Annotated in this window: 9 protein-coding genes and 1 pseudogene; 6 read left to right on the forward strand and 4 right to left on the reverse strand. The window is 67.7% G+C overall.

Features of this window, described 5'->3' with window-relative positions; genetic code table 11:
• Window positions 1-85: 85 nt before the first annotated feature.
• The 3 genes from KF833_23390 to KF833_23400 are packed head-to-tail and all read right to left on the reverse strand — an operon-like array spanning window position 86 to window position 4,908.
• Window positions 86-1,501, reverse strand: coding sequence for a DUF1552 domain-containing protein (locus KF833_23390; GenBank protein ID MBX3748263.1), 1,416 nt, complete (start codon window positions 1,499-1,501; stop codon window positions 86-88).
• Window positions 1,498-4,131 (reverse strand): DUF1592 domain-containing protein, encoded by a 2,634-nt coding sequence (locus KF833_23395; GenBank protein ID MBX3748264.1) that lies wholly within the window; start codon window positions 4,129-4,131, stop codon window positions 1,498-1,500. The genes KF833_23390 and KF833_23395 overlap by 4 nt, the downstream gene beginning before the upstream one ends.
• Window positions 4,132-4,134: 3 nt before the next feature.
• Window positions 4,135-4,908: a prepilin-type N-terminal cleavage/methylation domain-containing protein gene (locus KF833_23400; protein ID MBX3748265.1), complete on the reverse strand. Its 774-nt coding sequence runs from the start codon at window positions 4,906-4,908 to the stop codon at window positions 4,135-4,137.
• A gap of 113 nt (window positions 4,909-5,021) precedes the next feature.
• On the opposite strand from KF833_23400, the gene KF833_23405 reads away from it, so the two are divergent.
• The 6 genes and pseudogenes from KF833_23405 (at window position 5,022) to KF833_23430 (ending at window position 15,687) form a co-directional block, all read left to right on the forward strand.
• Window positions 5,022-6,479, forward strand: a complete 1,458-nt coding sequence (locus tag KF833_23405) for a trypsin-like peptidase domain-containing protein (protein MBX3748266.1) — start codon at window positions 5,022-5,024, stop codon at window positions 6,477-6,479.
• 11 nt (window positions 6,480-6,490) lie between these two features.
• On the forward strand, window positions 6,491-8,044 hold the full coding sequence (locus KF833_23410) for a hypothetical protein (protein MBX3748267.1): 1,554 nt from the start codon (window positions 6,491-6,493) through the stop codon (window positions 8,042-8,044).
• 86 nt (window positions 8,045-8,130) lie between these two features.
• Window positions 8,131-9,672, forward strand: a complete 1,542-nt coding sequence (gene guaA, locus KF833_23415; GenBank protein ID MBX3748268.1) for a glutamine-hydrolyzing GMP synthase — start codon at window positions 8,131-8,133, stop codon at window positions 9,670-9,672.
• Between the two features lie 96 nt (window positions 9,673-9,768).
• On the forward strand, window positions 9,769-11,775 hold the full coding sequence (locus KF833_23420; GenBank protein MBX3748269.1) for a DNA topoisomerase IV subunit A: 2,007 nt from the start codon (window positions 9,769-9,771) through the stop codon (window positions 11,773-11,775).
• Window positions 11,776-11,864: 89 nt separating this feature from the next.
• Entirely contained in the window at window positions 11,865-15,425 is a 3,561-nt protein-coding gene (locus KF833_23425; protein MBX3748270.1) for a hypothetical protein, read from the forward strand.
• A 37-nt stretch (window positions 15,426-15,462) separates the two neighbouring features.
• Window positions 15,463-15,687: pseudogene (locus tag KF833_23430) on the forward strand (prepilin-type N-terminal cleavage/methylation domain-containing protein).
• Between the two features lie 540 nt (window positions 15,688-16,227).
• On the opposite strand, the gene KF833_23435 reads toward KF833_23430, so the two are convergent.
• On the reverse strand, window positions 16,228-17,649 hold the full coding sequence (locus tag KF833_23435; GenBank protein ID MBX3748271.1) for a Gfo/Idh/MocA family oxidoreductase: 1,422 nt from the start codon (window positions 17,647-17,649) through the stop codon (window positions 16,228-16,230).
• Window positions 17,650-17,922 lie beyond the last annotated feature (273 nt).

Genomic DNA, 17,922 nt, shown 5'->3' on the forward strand with positions numbered 1-17,922 from the left:
CTGAACGGTCGCTGCGGCGACAGGGACTGACGAACCCGATTGGGCAGGAGGGCGTTGAGGCAGCAGGGAGTGGCGGGCCGCTGAGTCAGGTGCGGAGGGCGTCCACGGAGGCGAAGGGGCGGGAGGCCGGGCCGAGGCGGCGGGAGACGTCGTGGGCGGCGAGTAGGGTGTTGTACACGTCGAGACCTTCGGCGCCGACATCGAGGATCGAGCCGGTCTTGAAGCGGCCGTTGGCGGAGGTGATGGCGTGGAAGACCCCGGACAGTTCGCGTTTCACGTCGTTGTGGCGTCCGTCTCCGGATTCGGTGGAGAGGGTGAAGAGGGAGTTTTCGAGGAGGGTGCGACCGTTGGCTTCGAGGGCGTCGGGGCCGTCGAGGAGGGACAGGAAGTAGGCGATCTCGCGCATTTTGAGGTGGGCATGGGCACGGAGCTGCTCGTTGCGCTTCGATTCGCTGAATTTGTGCCACCACTCGTGGCTGCAGCCGTTGGCGCCGGAGGCGTTGTGCTGGGCGGCGTCATCGAACTGGAAGATCCGGCGCCCGGCGTAGTGGTAGTCGCCGGTCAGACGGATGCGTTCGCCGGCGGCGAGGAAGGTGACGGAGCCGAAGCGGACGCGATCGCAGCGGATGGCGAGGGCGTAGAGGTCGGCCATGAGGCGCCAGCCTTCGACGAGTTCGTCGAGGGTGATGTCGATGCCTTCGCCGCCGGGGTCGGCTTCGGAGCCGTGGATGAGTTTGGAGGGGGGCGGTTCCGGGGGGGCCTGATTGAGGCGGGCTTCGAGGTCGAAGGTGCGTCGTTCGAATTCGCGGATGCGATCGAGGTGATCGGCGACCCGGGCGCGGGAGGCGGTGCCGAGAGGGGAGCGTTGGCCGGTATAGTAGCGGGCCTGTTCGAGGACGGAATCGAGGACGCTGCGCTGGAGGCGCTGGCGGCGGGCGTCGGCGGCCGGGGCGGAGCCGAAGACGCGGTCGAAGAGGTCGCGGGGCCGTTCCTGCATGGCGGCGGCGGGGGTGCCGTCGTCGTTGAAGCTCTGGATGTAGCGGCTGAGGCGGTCGTTGCGGCGGAAGAAGGTGCCGGCGACGAGGGTGGGGACCATGCCGGGCGGCAGGCCGCGGGGGTAGTGGGCGCGGCGAAGGACCTGGTCGATCGAGGGTCCCCCGGCGCGGGCGGTGCCGTTGGGGGGTTCGGCGGTGAAGGCGCCGGCCGAGCCGTCGTAGTGGGCGTTGATGCCGGGGACATCGCAGCGCAACTGGTCCACCTGGCGGAGGAGGAGGAGTTTGTCGGCGAGGGGTTTGAGGGGTTCGAGGACGCCGTCGAAGCCTTCCTGCTGGAGGGGCGCGGGGATGCCGAGGCCGAAGAAGACATTGAAGGCGCGGACCGGCACCGCGGCGACGTCGGCACGGGCGGACGGGACGAGCATTTCTTCGAGGAAGGGGAGTCCGATGGCGACGGTCCCGAGACCACGGAGGAGGGTGCGACGGCTGATGGGTGTGGTGTTCATTGGGGGATCGGGGTCGAGGGTTCGGTGCGGACGGTTTGGAAGAGGTCGCTGCGGACGATGGCGGCGAGGAGGGCATGGTAGGTGCCACCGTCTGTGCCGAGGGCCTGGCGATGGATGGCGTCGAGGGCGGGGCCATCGGACTCGACCATCGGGCGGCCGAGGGCGAACTGGGCGAGTTTGCGGGTGAAGGTCATGCGGACCCGGTCGCTTGCGGCGAGGAGATCCATGAACCCGGCGGCGGAGGCATAGGCGAGTTCGCGATCGGAGCCGGGGAGGCGGATGGCGCCATCCTCGCGGAGGGGGTTGCCGAGTTCGTCCTGTTCATGGAAGGCGCCGACGCCATCGAATTTCTCGAGGGCGAAGGCGAGGGGTTCGAAGCGGGAATGGCAGCCGCCGCAGGAAGGGTTGGCGAGGCGGCCGAGGGCAATGGCGCGCTGGGAGAGGCCGGGTTGGATGGGGACGGGGGTGGTGTCGGCGCAGGGCGGGGCGCTGCCGACGGCGCTGTGAAGGAAGTCATGGAGGATGAACAGGCCGCGGGTGACCATCGAGGCTTCGTCGCCACCGACGGTGAGGGTGCTGCCCTGGGTGAGGAGTCCACCGCGGGCGGGGACGGCGGAGAGATCGTAACGGGCCATGGCGGGGGCTCGGGCGCGGATTTCGGAATCGGAGAGGGCCCGATCGAGGAGGGCGACCCGGTGCAGGGTTCCGAGCCAGGGACGGTCATGGGAGGTTTCGTTGCCGAGGAGGAGGTGGAAGGACGCATCCCAATTGGCGAGATCGCCTGGAGCGGTGGCGCTGCCGGCGGGCTGGCCGTTCAGGTAGAGGCGGGCTTCGCCGGAGGCCTCACGGGTGTAGAGCACGCAGGTGAGTTCCGGTGTGGTTCCGCCGGGTGCGCCCTGGAGTCCCGGGATGCCGTTGGGGTTGGTGGAGCGGGTTCGGAGCCGCACATCGAAGCGGTCGGCGTCCTGGCCGAGGGTGACATTGCGCAGGCTGGACCCGGAGGAGAGGGTGACGATGCGGGCGGGGCCGGCCTGGGAGGTGTTGGCGGGGGTGATCCATGCCTCGATGGTGAGGGCTCCGGAGGCTTTGACGGCATCGATGAGCCGGGTCGCCGGGGTCATGCTGGCGATGCGGGCGGCGGCGTGGAGGACGAGACCGTCGCCGGTCCAGGCGACCGCCGCGGTGTCGGCGATACGGAGGTCGAGGGGAGGGGTGGAACCCGAGACATCGGGGATGACGTCGCCGTCGCCGGACTCGAAGGTGTAGAGGGCGAGGAGGCCCGGGGTGTCGGGGGTGGAACCGAGGGTGCCTTCGGGAAGGGGGAAGCCGTAGTGGCGGGCGAGGCGCGGGGTGGCGAAGGTGAACTGGGCGTTCATCAGTTCGGCGAGGGGGCGGCGGTGGTTCCAGACGGCATCGCGGACGAAGGCGAGGGTTTCGTCGCGCATGTCGGCGGCGAGGCGTTCGCTCCAGCGGGGGAACTTCTGCGGGTTGGGGCGGAGGGCCTGGAGCCGGTCGAGGTCGAGCCATTCCGAGAAGAAAGTGAGGGAACGGTCGATGGCGCGGGGATCGTCGAGGAGGCGGTCCAACTGGGCGTCGAGAGTGCCGGGTGCCGCCAGGTGGCCGTGGCGGGCGTCGTCGAGAAGGGCGTCGTCGGGGGGGGCGCCCCAGACGAGGTAGCTGAGGCGCGAGGCGAGTTCGTAGGGATCGAGGGGCCGGCGTTGTCCATCCCCGCTCTGGGTTTCGATGCGGTAGAGGAAGCGGGGGGCCTGGAGCATGGCTTCGAGGAGATAGCCGGTTGCCTCGGTGAAGTCGCCGCCCTCCTCAAGGACGGCGGCGGTGACGGTGAGGAAGGAACGGGTCTCGCGGTCATCGAGCGGGCCGCGAAAGAGGCGGTAACCGATGGCGGCGATGAGTTCACGGAAGCAGGCGTCTTCGGGGGTGGTGCAGGCGACGAAGCGGCGGGTGAAGGCGGGGACATCGAGGCGGGCGACGATGCGCCCGGCGAGATCGGCATAGGCCTCGATGTGGGCCAGGTCCACGACGAGGTTGTAGGCGGTGTTGCGGAAACCATCGGCGCGGAGGTCCGGTGGCAGTCGGAGGCGGGCCTCCCCGGCGATGTCCACGCCGAGGAGGTCCCGGACCGTGGCGATGTATTCGTCGAGGGTGAGGCGGCGGACCCACTCCGCGGCGGCACGCTGGTCGCGGGTATGGGCGAGGGGATCGATGGAATCGGCGGACCAGACGGCGCCGGCTTCGATCCAGTCGTGGAGGAGCCGCTTTTCTTCGGGGGTCAGCGGGGTCCGGTTGTCGGGTGGCATTTCCCCGGACTCGACGACCTCCCAGACGAGGCTTCGAGCGGGATGACCGGGGACGATGGGAGCGGCGCCGCGTCGTTCAAGGAGCGATTCGTCGCGGCGGGACAGGTCGAGATGGCCCTGGCGGGAGATGGAATCGTGGCATTCGAGGCAATGGCGGGCCAGGAGGGGGGCGATGCGGGCGTCGAAATGCCGGGCCGGATCGGACGTTGGGTCCGGGATCGGGGCCGGGTCGGGAACGGGTGTGAGTTCGGCCGTGGCTGCCGGGAGGAGGAGGGATCCGGCGAGGAGGCCGATCAGGACGGGGAAGGGCATCCTTTAGCGACGGAGTTGGACGCGGTTGAGCTGGCGTTCGAGTTCCGGGGGAAGGTCCTGCTGGAAGAAGTAGGCGTCCCGATTGCCGGAGGTGTTCCAGCTATGGAGGAAGAGGAGTTTGCGGGCCTGGACCCAATTGACGGCGCCATCGACGGTGAGGTGGTTGCTGCCCTGGGGGAAGCCGGCGGAGTCCTTGTGGGGCGGCATGTTCTTGAAGGCGGAATCGCGGCCGCCGCCCCATTTGCCATCGACCTTCATGACGGCATCGGCGGCGAGGACCCAGCCGGGGCCGGAGCCGGTGGTCTTGACGGGGCTACGGGAGGGGAAGGTGCCGGCGGGATTGCTCCAGCGTTCGATGCCGCCGTAGTATTGGTAGCCGATGTTGAACTGGCGCCATTCGGGTTCGTAGGTGGGGAAGGTGGGGCGATTGGGGCAGGTCCACATCTTGGCGACGGGGGCGTTGGTATCGACGGGGAGCCCGAGTTGACGGGCGGCGGCGGCCTCGGGTTCGTTGATGGAGATCTGGACCCAATTGCCTCCATCGAATCGGGTCTGGAGCAGGACATCGTTGTTGTCCTGGGCGTAGATGATCATGCCGATCCCCATCTGGCGGAGGTTATTGACGCATTTGGCGCGGCGGCCCTGTTCCTTGGCCTTGGCGAGGGCGGGGAGGAGCATCGACGCCAGGATGGCGATGATGGCGATGACCACCAGGAGTTCGATGAGGGTGAATCCACGGCGGAAGCGCAAGAATGGCGGCAAGGCAGCAGGGATCATGGGAAGGAATGAAGCGAATCGAGGGAAGGATGTCGAGCCCGACCGCCTTCTTAGCGGATTGCTTGACCCGGGGGAGGGGCATCCTCAATTTGCGGCCCGTGTTACGCCTCCTGATGGGGTTTGCGGGGCTGCTGCTCCTCGCCAGTCCGGCCACGCGGGCCGCCTCGGCGGCGCCGGAGCGGGCCGTGGTGCAGATCTTCAACTTCAGCCAGCAGCCGGTCTGGGATGCGCCGTGGCGGTGGCAGCCGGTGCGACGGGAGGGGGGATCGGGATTTGTGATCCGGACATCGAGGGGGTTGCGGGTGATGTCGAACGCGCATGTGGTTTCGTGGAGCCGGCAGGTGCTGGTGCGGCGGTTTCAGGATCCGAGGCCGTTCCAGGCGGAGGTGGAGTTTCCGGGGCACGACTGCGACCTGGCGGTGTTGCGGGTGCTGGACGAGTCATTTTTTGAGGGGATCGAGCCACTGGCGTTCGGGGAACTTCCGGAGGTGCGCTCGACGGTGGTGACGTACGGGTATCCGGCCGGGGGGGAGCAGATTTCGTACACGCGGGGGGTGGTTTCGCGGATTGAACTTCAGAACTACGTGCATATCGGGAACCGGTCGTTGCTGGCGGTGCAGACGGACGCTGCGATCAACCCGGGGAACAGCGGGGGCCCGGTGATCCAGGACGGTCTGGTCGTGGGGGTTTCGTTCCAGGGAATCCCGGGGTTGGAGAACGCGGGGTTCTTCATTCCGCCGGAGGTCATTTCCCATTTTCTGGAGGATATCGAGGACGGGACGTACCACGGGTTTCCGGCGGTGGGGATCCGGCTGGTGGGATTGCAGAATCCGGCCTACCGGCGTCATCTTGGGCTGCCGCCGGGCGGGGAGCTGGGAGCGCGCATCGATTCGATCGCCAACATCGAGACCACCCGGGCGCTGTTGCGGCTGGACGACGTGCTGTTGGAGGCGGGCGGGTTTCCGGTGGCGAGCGACGGGACGATCGAGTACCGGGGGAACCGGGTGGCGGCGGCCCTGGCCTTCCAGAGTGCGCAGCACGGGGAGCGCGTCCCCATGAAGCTGTTTCGGGACCGGCGGGAAGTGTCCCTGGAGGTGCCGGTGTTCGTGTTCACGGCGGACCGGGCGGCGGGGAACCAGCACGACGTGCCGCCGCGGTACTACGTGCATGGCGGGCTGATCTTCACGCCGCTTTCGCAGAACTACATCCGGACCTTCGGGCGGGAGATCAGCGAGTCGTCGGTGGGGGAACTGGTGTACGAGCTGTTCTACCGGCGGCATGAGCAACCGGAGACCGTGCGGCCCGAGCCGGTGGCGTTGGCGGGGCTGTTGACCCACCCGGTGAATGCGAACTTCTCGGTGCGTGGCCGGGCGCTGGTGGACAAGATCAACGGGATTCGGATCGAGACGCTGGACGACGCGATCCGGGCGATCGAGGGGGCCCGCGGGGGGCAGCACGTGTTCGAGTTTGCCGGGCGTCAGGGGTTCGAGTGTTTGGACCGGGCGGAGGCCGCGGAGGCCAACGCCACCATTTTGCAGACCTACGGAGTGCCATCCGACCGCCGCCTATGAAGCTTTTCGCCATGTTGAATCGAGGAGAGGGCGCCGTGGGGCGCGGGAACGGAGGCCGGCTTCGGGCATGGACCGTGTCGTGGCCGGTGTGGGCGCTGGCCGGGTGGTGCCTGGCGGTGATGCCGATGGTTCCGGGGGCACGGGGTGCGGCGTTGGAGGGCGGGGGGACGCTGGAGGCCTCGGTGGTCACCCTCGAAGTGACCTTCAAGAACTACGATTTCTTCCAGCCCTGGAACAAGCCGACGCGGGCGGTGCGAAAGCACGCGCTGGTGTTGGGGGAACGCGAGCTGATCACCACCGCGCAGAACCTGGCGGACCGGACGCTGGTGCGGGCGCAGAAGGGCGGTCGGGGCCGCTGGTTTCCGGCCGAGGTGACCTGGCTGGATTACCACGCGAACGTGGCGGTGGTGACGGTTTCGGGGGAGGGGTTTTGGGAGGGGCTGACGGCGGTCCCCCTGAGTGACGAGGTTCCGCGGCAGAGCCAGTATGAGATTGTGCGGTGGCGGGACGGGAACCTCGAAACGCGGCGGGCGGATTTCAGCAAGTTCACGGTGGGGGAAGGGGCGATGAGCGCGTCGCCCCGGATGCATCTGGAATTGAACACCGAGATCGGGGGACTGGGGTGGGCGGAGCCGGTGCTGGCGGGCGGCCGGGTGGTGGGATTGACGGTGGCCAAGGGGGGCAACGTGTGCAGCGTCATGCCCGCCCCGTTCGTCCGGCGGGTGCTGGCGGCGCGGGAAGGCGGCCGGTTCCCCGGGCTGGGCTATTTCGACTTCGTCTGGCAGCCGGGGGAGAACCCGGCCACGCTGGATTACCTGCGGGTGGAGGGGGAACCGCGCGGGGCGGTGGTGATCGAGATCCCGAAGGATGCGGGGGCGGATTACGGACTGCGCCGGTTCGACGTGCTGGTGGAGATCGATGGGTTTGCGGTGGACATCCAGGGCGACTATCTGGATCCGGAGTACGGGCACCTGATGATCGAGGGTCTGGCGACGAGGCGGCATTTCGCAGGGGACCGGATGCGGATGAAGGTGCTTCGGGGGGGGCGGCCGGTGGAGGTGGAGTACCGGATCCCGCTGACGGATTACGCCAACGATCTCCTGCCGATGCATGTGTTCGACCAGGAGCCCGAGTACCTGGTGGCGGGCGGCCTGGTGTTCCAGCCGCTGCACCAGCCCTATCTGCGGGGCTGGGGGGAGGACTGGCGGCGGCGGGCGCCGTTCCGGCTGGTGTATTTCAACAACGATTCGCCGACGCCCGAGCGGTCGTCGCTGGTGGTGATGAGCCAGGTGCTGCCGGACCCGATCAACGTGGGGTACCAGGAGTTCCGGAACCTGGTGGTCGAGGCGATCAACGGGCGCCCGGTGCGGACGGTTGCCGACGTCCAGGCCGCACTGCGCGACCCGCGGGACGGGGTGCATCGGGTGGAGTTTTTCCGGGGGGACGGACTTCAACGGTTGCTGCTCGACGCGACAGCCCTCGAGGAGAGCACCGGACGGGTGCTGCAGCGGTACGGGATTCCGGCGGCGTCGGTGATCGACGCGGGACCGGCGGCGGGCGGATGAACCGGGCGGGGGGACCTTCTTCGATCGACTTCTGAATTAGCTGGCCCCGCGACGCGCGGGTCGGCGACAAAGCGCGTTTCGTCACCATGCCCGAGCAGATCGTCATTCTCGATTTCGGCTCCCAGTACACCCAGGTGATCGCCCGGCGGATCCGGGAGTGCAGCGTGTACTCCACCATCGTCCGCTACGACACGCCGGCGGAGGAGATCCGGGCGATGACGCCCAGGGGGATCATCCTGTCCGGAGGACCGTCGAGCGTGTATGCGCCGGGGGCGCCGCATCCGGACCGCGGGATCTTCCGGCTGGGCGTGCCCGTGCTGGGGATCTGCTACGGCCTGCAGGTGCTGGCGCATTTCCTGGGCGGCAAGGTGGAAAAGGGGACCAAACGGGAGTTTGGGAAGGGAACCCTTGCCGTGCTGGATCCCGAATGTCCGCTGTTCGAGGGCCTGCCCGGCACGCTCCAGGTCTGGAATTCGCACGGGGACCGGCTGACGCGGCTGCCGCGGGGTTTTTCGGTGGTGGCGACGACGGAGAACTCGGACTACGCGGTGATCGAGCACCGGGAACGCCGGTTCCTCGGGCTGCAGTTCCATCCGGAAGTGGTCCACACGCCGCGGGGGAAGGAGATCCTGTCGAACTTCGTCCATGGGATCTGCGGATGCGGGAAGGAGTGGACAATGCGGCATTACCTCGACCAGGCGGTCGAGCAGATCCGGGCCGATGTGGGGAAGGAGCGAATCCTGCTGGGTCTGAGCGGCGGGGTGGATTCGAGTGTGGCGGCGGCGCTGATTCACCGTGCCGTCGGAGACCAGCTCACCTGCATCTTCGTGAACAACGGTCTGCTGCGGGCCCGCGAGGACGAGGTGGTCCGGGAGGTGTTCGGTCGGAACTTCCGCATCCGGCTGCAGTACGAGGATGCGACACGGCTGTTTCTGAGCCGGCTCAAGGGGGTGTCCGATCCGGAGAAGAAGCGGAAGGTCATCGGCCGGACGTTCATCGAGGTGTTCGAGGCGGCCACGAAGAGGGCGGGGGCGGCGCGGTTTCTGGCGCAGGGGACGTTGTATCCCGACGTGATCGAATCCGAGCCCATCGGGGGGAACCCGGCGGCGCTGATCAAGAGTCACCACAACGTCGGGGGTCTCCCGAAGCGGATGAAGTTCCGGCTGGTCGAACCGTTGCGCTGCCTGTTCAAGGACGAGGTGCGCATTCTCGGGCTCGAGCTGGGGTTGCCGAAGGAAGTGGTGTACCGGCAGCCGTTCCCGGGTCCGGGCCTGGCGGTGCGATGTCTGGGACCGATCGACGCCCGCAAGCTGACGGTGCTGCGGCATGCCGACGCGATTGTGGTCGAGGAGATGAAGGCCAGCGGCTGGTATTACCGGCTGTGGCAGAGTTTCGCGGTGCTGCTGCCGGTGAAGAGCGTGGGGGTGATGGGCGATGAGCGGACCTACGAGGACACGTTGTGCGTGCGGGCGGTGGAGTCGCAGGACGGGATGACGGCGGACTGGGTGAAGCTGCCGTACGAGCTGTTGGAGAAGATATCCAACCGGATTGTGAACGAGGTGTCCGGCGTGAACCGGTGCGTCTTCGACATCACCAGCAAACCGCCGGGGACCATCGAATGGGAATAAGGGGCAAGAGCGGGCCGAGCGGGCCGAGCGGGGCTTTCGCGGGGGGAAGACTGCGGAAACGTTCGAAGCCGGGCCTCCGGAGACCCTTGACGACGCATGGCTGACCGGTCCCAGGGCGACGTGCCGGCGGGGACGCCGGCGTCCGCCACCCATCCACGTCCGTCGCATCCGCTGCATCAGCGGATGGACCGGAGTTTTCTCGAGTACGCCAGCTATGTGATTCGCGACCGGGCGATTCCGAATCTGGCGGACGGGTTGAAGCCGGTGCAGCGGCGGATCCTGTGGGTGATGCGCCGGATGGACGACGGGAAGCTGCACAAGGTGGCGAGCATCGCCGGGGACACGATGAAGTACCACCCGCACGGGGACGCCTCGATCGAGGACGCCCTGGTGGTGCTGACCAACAAGCGGTACCTGATCGAGGGGCAGGGGAACTTCGGGAACGTCTTCACCGGCGATCCGCCGGCCGCCGCGCGGTACATCGAGGCGCGGCTCACCGAACTGGCCAGGACGGAGCTGTTCCATGACGACCTGACGGAGTTCGTGCCGACCTACGACGGGCGGCACCAGGAGCCGGTGACCCTGCCGTGCAAGATCCCGCTGCTGCTGATGCTGGGGACGGAGGGCATTGCGGTGGGGTTGTCCGCGCGGATCCTGCCGCACAATTTCATCGAACTTCTCGAGGCCCAGGTGGCCATCCTCCAGAACAAGCCGTTCAAGGTGGTGCCTGACTTCCAGACCGGCGGCCTGATGGACGCGCGGGAGTATGCGGACGGGAAGGGGTCGGTGCGGGTGCGGGCGCGGATCCGGGTGAAGGACGACGACACGGTGATCATCACCGAGATCCCCACCGGGACGACCACGGAGTCGATCGTGGGATCGATCGAGGACGCGGCGCGCAAGGGCAAGCTCAAGGTGCGGGCGATCCACGATTTCACGGCGGAGAAGGTGGAGATCGCGGTCGAGGTGCCGAAGGGGGTGGACCCGCAGAAGCTGGTCGATGCGTTGTACGCCTTCACCCAGTGCGAACTGGCGATCTCGAGCCGGCTGGTGGTCATCCGGGACAACCGGCCGGTGGAGATGACGGTGTCCGAGGTGTTGCGGGCGAACACCGAACAGCTGGTGACGCTGTTGCGGCGGGAGCTGGAGCTGACGCGGGACCGGCTGGACCTGGAGCTGCATCAAAAGACCCTGGTGCAATTGTTTGTCGAGCACCGGATCTACCAGCGGATCGAATCGGCGCGGACGGCGGCGGCGGTGTCGAAGGCGATCCACGAGGGGTTCAAGCCGCTGCGAGCGGAGATGCGGCGGGACCTGACGGACGACGATGTGGAGATGCTCCTGCGGGTGCCGATCCGGCGGATCTCGCTGTTCGACATCCAGCAGCACCGGGACGAGATGACGCGGATCCAGGCCGACCTGGCGAAGACGTTGAAGCATCTGAAGAACGTCCCCGCCTTTGCCATCGGGCGGTTGAAGGGGCTGATCGAGAAGTACGGACCTGTGTTTCCGCGGCTGACCCGTTCGGGGCGTTTCGACGAGGTGGAGGCGAAGGAGGCGGCGTTCAAGTCGTTCAAGGTCACGTACGACCGGGACAGCGGGTACCTCGGGTACAAGGTGAACGGGGACGAGTTCACCCTGATGTGCTCGAAGTTCGACAAGCTGCTGGTGGTGTATCGGGACGGGCGTTACCGGGTGATCGAACTGCCCGAGAAACTGTTCGTGGGGGCGGAGGTGCTGTTTGTCGGGCCGCCCGAGCGGGACCGGGTGTTCACGGTGGCCTACTCGACGCGGGAGGCCACGTGGATCAAACGGTTCACCTTCGGCGGCACGATCCTGGGCAAGGACTACCAGCTCTGTCCGGAACCCAAGGCGAAGATACTCTTCTTCGCCGCAGACACGCCGGAACGGATCTACATCAAGTACAAGCCGGCGCCGTATCAGCGGGTGAGCCAGCAGACCGCCAAGCCCGCCGAGTTGACGGTCAAGACGGCCCGGGCCCGGGGGAACCAGGTTTCGATCAAGGAAGTCGCCAGCATCCAGGCGAAGCAGCCGCGGAACTGGGACGCCGACGCGCCGACGACGGAACTGCGGTTTGTGTGACCGGCTTGCGGCGGTGCGGAGGAAATCGGGCGGGGGCTGCATTTCGGTCTTGGCCTCCTCCGGAGCCATGGGGAAGGTGCGCCAGCATCATGAGGAGCATTCCCTTCGTTCTCGGTTGCCTGGCGGCCCTGGGGCTGGCGGGTTCGGCGTCGCAGGGCCAGACCTACTACTCGACGACGGTCATGGGCGACGGGCCGTTGTTGTACTGGAACTTCGATGAGGCGGACGGCGATGTGCTCCAGCGCATGCCGATTGTGCCGGCCCCGGTGGGGACGGCGAACGACCTCATCCCGGCGGGCGACGCGGGGAGGGTCGGGCACGGGGCGATCGGGAGCGGATTGAATCTGGGCCGGGCGGCGTCGCTGGGGGGAAGCGGGGCCTTCGCGGCCAGCGGGGTGAGGGCGGGACGGGCGGTGTTGCCGGGAGCGTACGGGGTGGAGTTCTGGGTGCAGTTTGCAGGGCCCACGGGGGCGGGCGGGCGGAACGAATACCTGGTGAACTTCGGGGGCAACTCGCCGGCGTTCATCTACGACTTCACCCCCACCGAGATCGAGATGTACACCACCGGCGGTGCCATCGGGGGGCGCACCGCGGGCGGGCCGGTGGTGACCGACGGGGCGTGGCACCATGTGCTGTTCGCGTATTACGGGGACGGCACGGACGGCGTGGCGGACCGGGTGGACGCCTACCTCGACGGCGAGGCGTACCCGTACATCGGCAACTTCATCTCCCGGCGCCTGAGCCTGGCCAACGTGGTGGTGGGGGCGAGCAGCGCCCTCGGGGTGAACGGGCTGAACGGCCACATCGACGAAGTGGCGGTGTACGACTGGAGCGGCCTGGCGGACGAGGCGGCGGTGAGCGCACGGGTCGAGGCCATCGTGACGGGGCACCGGGCGGCGGCGATGGCGGCCGGAGGCGACTACGGCAGTGTGGTCCGCGCCCACGAGCCGCTTCTCTACTGGAATTTCGACGAGGAGGAAGGGCCGGCACGGCAGCTCATGGACATCGTGTTCCCTCCGGTCACCCATGAGAACGACCTGGTGCCGCAACTCGGCGCGTGGCGGGCCAGCCATGAGGAGATCGAATCCGGACTCGAACTGGGGCGGGCGGCGGATCTGGACGGGACATCGTATTTCGAGGCGGAGGCGTTGCGGGCAACGGTGGCGAGTCTGGGTCCGCCCTGGGCGCTGGAGTTCTGGATGCAGGTCCAGGGCGAGAACAACGGTCTCCGGCAGGATTACCTGGTGGCGTTCGGTCCGACCGGGAATGACCCCGCATTCATCTACGACTACAAGCCGAACCAGCTCGAGGTGTACCACGTGCCGAGGACCGACAACGGCCCGATCGTCCATGACACCGACTGGCACCACGTGGTGTGGGTGTATTACGGGAATGGCACTGAAGGCGTGGCCGACCGGATGGACGTGTATCTCGACGGGGTGCCGATGGGGAATGTGCGGAACACCTTTGGCCGGGCCATCCGGCTGGACAGCGTCATGCGGGTGGGCGCGGCTTTGCCGGGCGGCGTGAACGGATTCGAAGGGCGCCTTGATGAAGTGGCGATCTACGACCTCAGCAGTGCCGGGGATGCGGCGGCCGTCGAGGCGAGGGTGTCGGCCATGGTCAGCCGCCATTATGCCGCCGCCTTCGGCGATCCCGGGATGACGACGCTGACGCTCTCGGGCCAGCCCGGGTCGGTGGTCGGAGCGATCGGGGAGACGGCGACGTTCACCGTTGTGGCCACGCTGACGGGGGCGCCGGCGGGGGCCGTGATCGAGTATCAGTGGCAGCGCAACGGGGCGAACCTGCCGGGGGCGACGGGGCCGTCGTACACGACGCCGACCCTGCGCCTGGCGGACGTCGGGGAAGCCAGCTACCGGGTGCGCGTGTCGTATGGCGGGCTGGTTGAGGTGAGCGAGCCGGCGAGGCTCACCGTGCCGGCGCCGGCATCGCCCGGGCCGACGCCGTATTCGGCGGTCGTGCTGGCGGACGGGCCGGTGGCCTACTGGAACTTCGATGAGGGCAGCGGCGGTGCGATCCAGCGGGCGCCGCTTGCGAGTCCGGCCCCGTTGACGACGGAGAACGATCTGGTGCCGATGTTCGGGGCTTACCGGACCCTGCACTCGGAGCTTGGGAGCGGCCTGGATCTGGGGCGGGCGGCGGATCTGGACGGGGTGTCGCATTTCGAGGCGGAGATGCTCAGAGCGCCGAAGCGGAGTCTGGCGGCGCCGTGGGCGGTGGAGTTCTGGATGCAGGTGCAGGGCGACAATTCGGGCGATCGACAGGATTACCTGGTCGCCTTCGGACCGTCGGGGAACGACCCCGCGTTCATCTACGACTACAAGCCGGACCAGCTCGAGATGTTCCACGGACAACGCACCGACGGGGGCCCGGTGATCTCGGATGAGGCGTGGCACCACGTGATGTGGGTGTTTTACGGGGACGGCACGGTGGGCGTGGCGAACCGCGTGGACGCCTATCTCGACGGGGAACGGATCGGGAATGTGAGGAACACGTTTTCGCGCGAACTGCGTCTCGACAGCGTGGCCCGGGTGGGGGCGGCGTTGCCCAGCGGGGTGGGCGGATTCGAAGGCCGCCTGGATGAGGTGGCCATCTATGACCTGGGTCCCGTGGGCGATGCGGCGGCCATTCAGGCCCGGGTGGAAACGATGATCGAGCGGCGCCTGGCGCGGGCACGGAGTTCCGGGGGTGACTCGTACGCGAGTCTGGTGCTGGGCGACGATCCGATTCTGTATTGGAACTTTGACGAGGCGGATGGGAACGCGCTCCAGCGGGCGCCGGTGGTGCTGCCCGACCCGGACAATACGCGAAACACCCTGGCGGCGATGGGCGGCGTGCGGGCCGACCATGCGGCGTTGGGAAGTGGGCTGACCCTGGGGTACGCGGGCGAGTTCGACGGCAGCGGGCGCTTTCAGGCGTCAGGTCTCGAACTGGGACGCGCCGGGCTTTCCGGACCGTACGCGATCGAGTTGTGGTTCCAGATCCAGGGCGCCAACGACGGGGAACGGCAGGATTACCTGGCGAATTTCGGTCCCAACGCACCCGGAGTGATCTACGACTACAAGCCGGACGAGCTGGAACTCTTTGGCGGAGCCGGCGGTCGGACCGATGGCGGACCGATCCTGTCGGACAACGCATGGCACCACCTGATGTGGGTGTACTACGGGGATGGCGAACGCGGGGTCGCGGACCGGGTGGACGCCATTCTGGACGGCGAGCGTTACCCTCACATCGGGAACTCGTTGAACCGGACCCTGGTGTTGGATCCGGTCGTCGTGGGAGCGGCCAACCTGGCGGGCGCGAACGGATTCGAGGGGCGGATCGACGAGGTGGCGCTCTACGACCTGTCCGGGTTCACCGACGAAGCAGCGCTGGAGGCGGCGACGACCGGGATGGTGGCGCGCCGGCTGGCGGCGGCAAGGGAGGCGGCGCCGATCCGGCCCAGCCTGGGGTATGTGCGGTCGGGCAACCAGTTGACCCTGACCTGGGCCGGAACAGGGTTCCTGCTGGAGTCCGCGGAAGCGGTGAGCGGAGCCTCCTGGTCGCCGGTGGCGGGAGGCGGGACCAGTCCGGTCACGGTGTCGATCGAGGGGGAAGCCGGACGGTACTACCGGCTGCGGACGCCGTGAACCGTGGAGACGGAAGCCTGGTGAAAGGAACGACGGGATGAGGCACGACACGATCGACCCATTAGTCCTTGAAGGGCGCCGGAAGGGCGCATTCACACTCATCGAGCTGCTGGTGGTGATCGCCATCATTGCCATTCTGGCGGGCATGCTGCTGCCCGCGCTGGGGAAGGCGAAGGCCAAGGCGAAGCAGATCCATTGCGTGAGCAATCTGCGGCAGATGGGGATCGCCTTTCAGTTGTACCTCTCGGAGAACAACGACACCTACCCGATGTACCGGTCGGGGGAGTTCCCGAGTGCGCCGCCGCTGGACCGGTACCGGCAGTTCTTCTGGTTCGAGGCCATCCGTCGGGCGATCGTCCAGCCCGACGCCACGCTGACGAATTTCCAGACCTGGCAATGCCCGGCGTCGCGGAACCCGAAGTACGACCCGAACTTCCTGAGCTACGGGTACAACTACTCCCACCTCGGGGATTTCCCGATCAACATCAAGGTCAAGCAGGGCGAGATCCAGTCGCCGTCGCAAACCATCGTGGTGGCCGACAGCAAGGAGGGGGACGACCTGAGCGCAATCGGATCGTGGGGATGCGTCATCACGCCGCGGGACTGCTCGGTGGTCTATCCGGTGGGCGGAGTCCACCGGAAGAACGCCAACATCCTGTTTGCGGACACCAGTGTCTCCGGCCATTCGGTGGCCAAGGTGAACGCCCAGACCCGCCGATTGTCGGGAGCGGATTACTGGTGGGATGTGAACGACCGGCCACGGACCGACCCGAATTACTCGCACCTCGGCGAACGGTGAGGGTCAGCCGGGTTGGGGACGGTTGGCGCGATGTGCCGGGACGAGGTCCTGCCAGGGGGCGCGCATCGGCCGCAGGGCCAGCCGGCGATCCGCATCGGGATCGTTCACGAACCGCTGGCGGCGCGGATCCCAGCGCAATGGACGTTCGACCCGGGTGGCGATGTCGGCCAGATGACAGAGGGTGTCGGCCTGGACGGCGTCCTCGATCGGGCACACGGCGGGAACGCGGGTGCGGATCCCATCGAGGAAGTTGCGAACATGGTGGGTGCTGCGGATGGGAGGCCGGGCGGGTGTGGGGACCGGTTCCTCGATCCAGCGCGGATTCGAGGCCCGGACGGCGCCGCGATGAACGCAGACCCAACCTTCGGTCCCCTCGAAGGCGGTGCCGTGTCCCTCGATGCCGCCGTAGCGGTCGTGCCAGGCCGTGAGGTCGGTGAGTTCGCCGGGCGTGTCGTCTCCGTTGGGGGTGCCCTTGAAAACCAGGGTGACGCCATCGGCGAACCGGAACCGAACGTCCCAGGCGATCGCCGTGTCACAGGCGCCTTCGGTTGGGAAAGCGGCCCGTCCCTCCACCTCGACGGTGTCTTCGAGCATCGACGGATGTCCCCATAGGGCGATATCGAGGGGATGAATCCCCCAGCCCGAGAGGAAGCCGAGCGTGTAGTCGTAGCGAAACCACCACGTCTTCCAGGCGCCGGTGTCCGGGTCGTCCGCCAGTCTGCCCTCCGTGCAGGGCGTTTCGGGGGCGGGTCCCAACCAGAAGTCGTAGTTCCATCCGGGCGGCACGGGGGCGGGTCGGATCGAGCCACCGGGCCGGCTGGCCGGGGCCCAGACATGGATGGCCCGGAGAGCGCCGATCCGACCGGCGCGGACGAGGGAGACGGCGCGATGAAATTCACCGGCCGAACGCTGCTGGGTCCCGAACTGGAAGATCCGCTGCTGGCGGCGGACAGCTCGGAGCAGGGCAAGGGCTTCAGCGACCGAGAGGCCCAGGGGCTTTTCGAGGTAGAGATCCTTGCCGGCCCGGACGGCGGCGAGGGCCACGGGGACGTGCCAGTGGTCGGGGGTGGCGATGAGGACGGCGTCGATGCCGGGCTGATCGAGGAGTTCGCGGAAATCCCCGAATGCAGGGCACGGTCCGTCCTGGTAGCGGGTCCGAACCTGCGCTCCAGCCGCCTCGAGGTGAGGGGTGGCGACATCGCAGAGGCCGGTGATCCGCACGTCCGACTGCGTCAGGAATCCGCCCATCACACCGCGGCCCTGCGGCCCCAGGCCGATGCAACCCACCTGAATGCGGCTGTTGGGTCCGACCTCCCCGGCGCGGCCCAGGATCGCGGACCGCAGAAAGGCTGGTGCGACGGCGGTGGTGAGAATCGCCCCGAGATGAGAGCGCAAGAACGTCCGGCGCGGGAATCGAGTGTTCATGGCTTGGTCCTTGGGACATGAAGCCGCATGGGGCGGTGACGCGCACGCGATCTGGGGCGGATTGTAGGGAGCGTGGAGGCTCTGAAGTGAAGCGATGGGGTGGGAGCGGAGGGCCGGGCTCTGCGAGCCGGGCAGGGGAGGGGCGCAGTTGCGGGGCCTGCCAGCGATCCGAATCGGGAGGGTCCAGCAACCGCCCGGCAGAGGAGATTCCACGCCGATGCGGCAGACTATCCCACCGCATCCACACGGAGATCGCGCAGCACGTTAAGCCCT

The sequence above is a fragment of the Verrucomicrobiia bacterium genome, assembly GCA_019634625.1.
GTDB lineage: Bacteria > Verrucomicrobiota > Verrucomicrobiia > Limisphaerales > CAIMTB01 > CAIMTB01.